This is a genomic window from Neosynechococcus sphagnicola sy1 (assembly GCF_000775285.1).
In the GTDB taxonomy this organism is placed as follows: Bacteria; Cyanobacteriota; Cyanobacteriia; order Neosynechococcales; family Neosynechococcaceae; genus Neosynechococcus; species Neosynechococcus sphagnicola.
In genome coordinates this window covers 1-3,026 of sequence record NZ_JJML01000096.1, presented here as the reverse complement: position 1 = coordinate 3,026, position 3,026 = coordinate 1, and the positions used below count along the sequence as shown (strand labels likewise).

At 43.7% G+C, this 3,026-nt stretch carries 5 protein-coding genes and 1 riboswitch; of the genes, 1 reads left to right on the top strand and 4 read right to left on the bottom strand.

Features of this window, described 5'->3' with window-relative positions; translation table 11 throughout:
• A partial coding sequence (locus tag DO97_RS20220) for a transposase (RefSeq protein WP_036534696.1) occupies positions 1 to 475 on the top strand: 475 nt, incomplete at its 5' end.
• A 162-nt stretch (positions 476 to 637) separates the two neighbouring features.
• A riboswitch (cyclic di-AMP (ydaO/yuaA leader) is annotated at positions 638 to 785 on the bottom strand.
• Between the two features lie 198 nt (positions 786 to 983).
• Here DO97_RS20220 and DO97_RS20215 read toward each other — a convergent pair.
• From DO97_RS20215 to DO97_RS20200, 4 genes are all read right to left on the bottom strand, one after another.
• Entirely contained in the window at positions 984 to 1,367 is a 384-nt protein-coding gene (locus tag DO97_RS20215) for a type II toxin-antitoxin system VapC family toxin (protein WP_036537101.1), read from the bottom strand.
• Positions 1,364 to 1,600 (bottom strand): type II toxin-antitoxin system Phd/YefM family antitoxin, encoded by a 237-nt coding sequence (locus tag DO97_RS23485; protein ID WP_036537103.1) that lies wholly within the window; start codon positions 1,598 to 1,600, stop codon positions 1,364 to 1,366. The genes DO97_RS20215 and DO97_RS23485 overlap by 4 nt, the downstream gene beginning before the upstream one ends.
• A gap of 57 nt (positions 1,601 to 1,657) precedes the next feature.
• A complete protein-coding gene (locus DO97_RS20205) occupies positions 1,658 to 2,149 on the bottom strand; it encodes a hypothetical protein (RefSeq protein WP_036537098.1) in 492 nt (163 codons plus the stop codon).
• On the bottom strand, positions 2,139 to 3,026 hold an 888-nt coding region (locus DO97_RS20200), incomplete at its 5' end, for a DUF7226 domain-containing protein (RefSeq protein ID WP_036537095.1). The genes DO97_RS20200 and DO97_RS20205, both read right to left, overlap by 11 nt.

The following is a 3,026-nucleotide window of genomic DNA, read 5'->3' as shown; positions in this document are numbered from 1 at the left end:
CCGGTTACATGCTCGTGCCCCTAAAGGTAAAAGAGCACGGGGTAAGCGCCCCAGCAAGCGAGGTAAACGAGTCTCTACAATCAGTGCAATCAGCCTCAAAACCGTTGTCACTAACGTAAGTATCGTCGGTTCAACCGATGGTTTGACCTTTGAAGCCTTCATTGCTCGCCACCTGGTTCCGAAACTTTGGAAAGGAGCTTGTGTGATTATGGATAACTACTCGATACACAACCATGACACGATCAGAAAGCTGATTGAGGACGTGGGTGCTAAGTTGATTTATTTACCTCCCTATTCTCCAGACTTTTCACCGATAGAAAATTGCTTCTCAAAGATTAAAAATATTTTGCGGACGATTGGGGCACGCAGCTATCCCGATCTCGCTAATGCCATTGAAGACGCTTTTTCTCAAGTATCTTTGGAAAACCTCAAAAATTGGTTCACTCACTGTTGCTACTACGCCTCACAAGAGTGAAAAATGCTATAGACTCATCAACATCATGAGTGATAGTACCTTGTTTCAAAATGGATTGTTTCAAAATGGACTGACGCAACTGAGAGTCCAAATAAGAATCCTGTTGAAACCGGTACTACCTGTTAGAAACGCAAGAAACGCCTTAACTTGTAGTGATCGATAACAGTCTTCCCTCAATGCTGACGAGGTTAGCTGACGGGCTAGGACTGAGAGATGTCCTTTTTCAGGGTGTCACACTGAAAATTCGCCCCTGTGCTCTTAAAGAGCTTGGTTCCCCCGCTTTTCGTCTCACTTGGCGCAATAAATACACATTGGGAAACGAAAATTAAGCTGACTTACTCAGATGTGAAAGAAACTATCACTAACTTTTTAGACCTGTCAACACCTAAATTGTCGGTGCCCAAATCTAGGGGCAATCTAACGGTGAAGTTGTGCGGCGGCAGATAATATCGGACTCCCACCAACAACCTCTGTTCCGTCCGCACCAACGCATTGTTGGGCTGCGCTGCTACATGACATTGACTGAGTAGGCACGGATTGCTGTATCCACTGTCGCAATTGTCAAACCATTTTGTAAAGCTTGACAGATAGGCATTCTGTCAAATGGATCACGATGTAATAGTGGCAGTTTAGCCAGTTGAACCACACTAATTTCATCAAGGGCAAGACTGGCTATTTGATGTAGATCGCGCTGTTTGGGTAAATACGTTTCGGGATGCTCCGGCAGAGGTAGCTTGCCCAACTGGTACTTGACAATTGCTTCCCAGACTGAGATTGCGCTCAGATAAACCTCATTGTCTGGATCACGAATTGCATCCCGAACATCTGTTGATAACTGGGTATCGCCACTGATGAACCATAGAAAGATATGGGTATCTAGCAAAATCCTCATTTGCCCTCGAATGCGCTAAGAAGGTCTTCCGGCAAGGGAGCATCGAAATCATCTGGAACAATAAACTCACCTGCACACAAACCAAATGGGCGTAATTGCTTACTACTGGCAATAGGTCTAAGTTCGGCAATAGGTTTGTCAGATCTAACAATGATAAGAGTTTCGCCTGCCTCTACCTGATGAAGGTACTTCAAGGGATCACGTTGAATTTCATCAATAGTTACATTCAGCATCATCCTACCTTGGTGTAAATTTAATGAGCAAACAAGTCTCCAAAACCTATAAACAGTTCAAAGACTCTCTAGGTAAAGAGTCTTGATTTGAAAAGCAACTTTTCTAGCTTGGGTTAGTGGAATGGGATAGCCAACTGTGTTGTATCCTTTATTGGGAACACTCCTCTTCTGAAGAGTTTTCTGTAATTCCCAAACTAGCGCTCTCAGATTTCCTGGTTTGAAAACAAGAATTTCTTGCTCTGGTATCAGGACGATCCAGTAATCCGCCTGAGAACTCCACCCCCATCCTGGAATCATCTCTTTGTCGTTCGAGATAGTTTCAAAGAAGAGATTGCCTGTCCGTTTAGCCGCAAGATCAAACTTATACTCAATCGTGATGACTGATCCATCTGACCGAGTGACAATTCTGTCTATCCCTGCTTGCTGATACTTCACCTCTTCAGAGACATCAAGTACTTTGTAGACAGGATGTAACCATTGGTCTAAGAAGGTTTCTCCTTCTTGTCCAACTTTGCGCTGGGTTTCAAAATCGTATGGTTTAGTTTGCATAGATTTGAGGGATATAGAGTTGGACACCATCATTACCTTCTCGTCGGATTGGAATGCCAGCCCATCGTGACACCCAATTCACCAATGCCCGCAAAGAACTCGCTCTTCGAGGGTTGGTAGTTCCTCCACAATCACCGAAACTCACCAGAGAAATCACCTCTTGAATTAATTCTTTAGTGAGTTCTTGATCGTCACGAGTTGTTTTCTCAATAATCATTTGAATCGGGTAGAACCCTAGCAATGCTTCTGCAAGAAGACGTTCACGAGTTTCCTGATCATCGCTCTGGGCAATCCTTTTACCTCGATCTGTTAAGACGTAAATGCTTGAAGACTTATTCTCGGCTGAACTTCGAGCGGCAAGACCAATCTCCATCACAGGTCGTCCAAGATAATCTCCTCTCCTAGCCAAATCTTTTTCTTTTTTGGCACCACTACGAAAAGCAACACCTAAAGATTTAGATGTGTTGGTTCCACCATGAATTAGCTCAACAGTCTTAATGTACTTCTGTGGATCACCGATTTGAGGGATGTAAATGGGCTGTTGCTCGCCTCTACGCAGATCTTGATCTAGAGCAGTTTTCCAATCAATTAAGTGAGAGATCTGTTGAAACTCATAAAACCTGATTTCTTTTCGCGGAACGTCAACAGCATAGGTAAGTTGGAAAGTTCTTCCCCTGAGTTCATAAACTAATCCCGAGACTCCAGGCTTGACACCACAACAAGCCCCTTCAACTTCACCAGTCTGCCTGAGAACTTCTAGAACAGGCGCAAGTTCCTGCTCTACTGCCAGATCACAGAATGTACTTCTGTCAGAAAGTATGGTCTTAATTTGAGAATCAAAATACGTAAACTTTAACACTTCAATTAACTCCTCGTG

What these genes read in the sequence shown, in the direction of transcription:
- DO97_RS20205 (WP_036537098.1), bottom strand. Translation starts at nt 2,149, where the DNA reads ATGCAAACTAAACCATACGATTTTGAAACCCAGCGCAAAGTTGGACAA.
- DO97_RS20215 (WP_036537101.1), bottom strand. Translation starts at nt 1,367, where the DNA reads ATGAGGATTTTGCTAGATACCCATATCTTTCTATGGTTCATCAGTGGC.
- DO97_RS23485 (WP_036537103.1), bottom strand. Translation starts at nt 1,600, where the DNA reads ATGCTGAATGTAACTATTGATGAAATTCAACGTGATCCCTTGAAGTAC.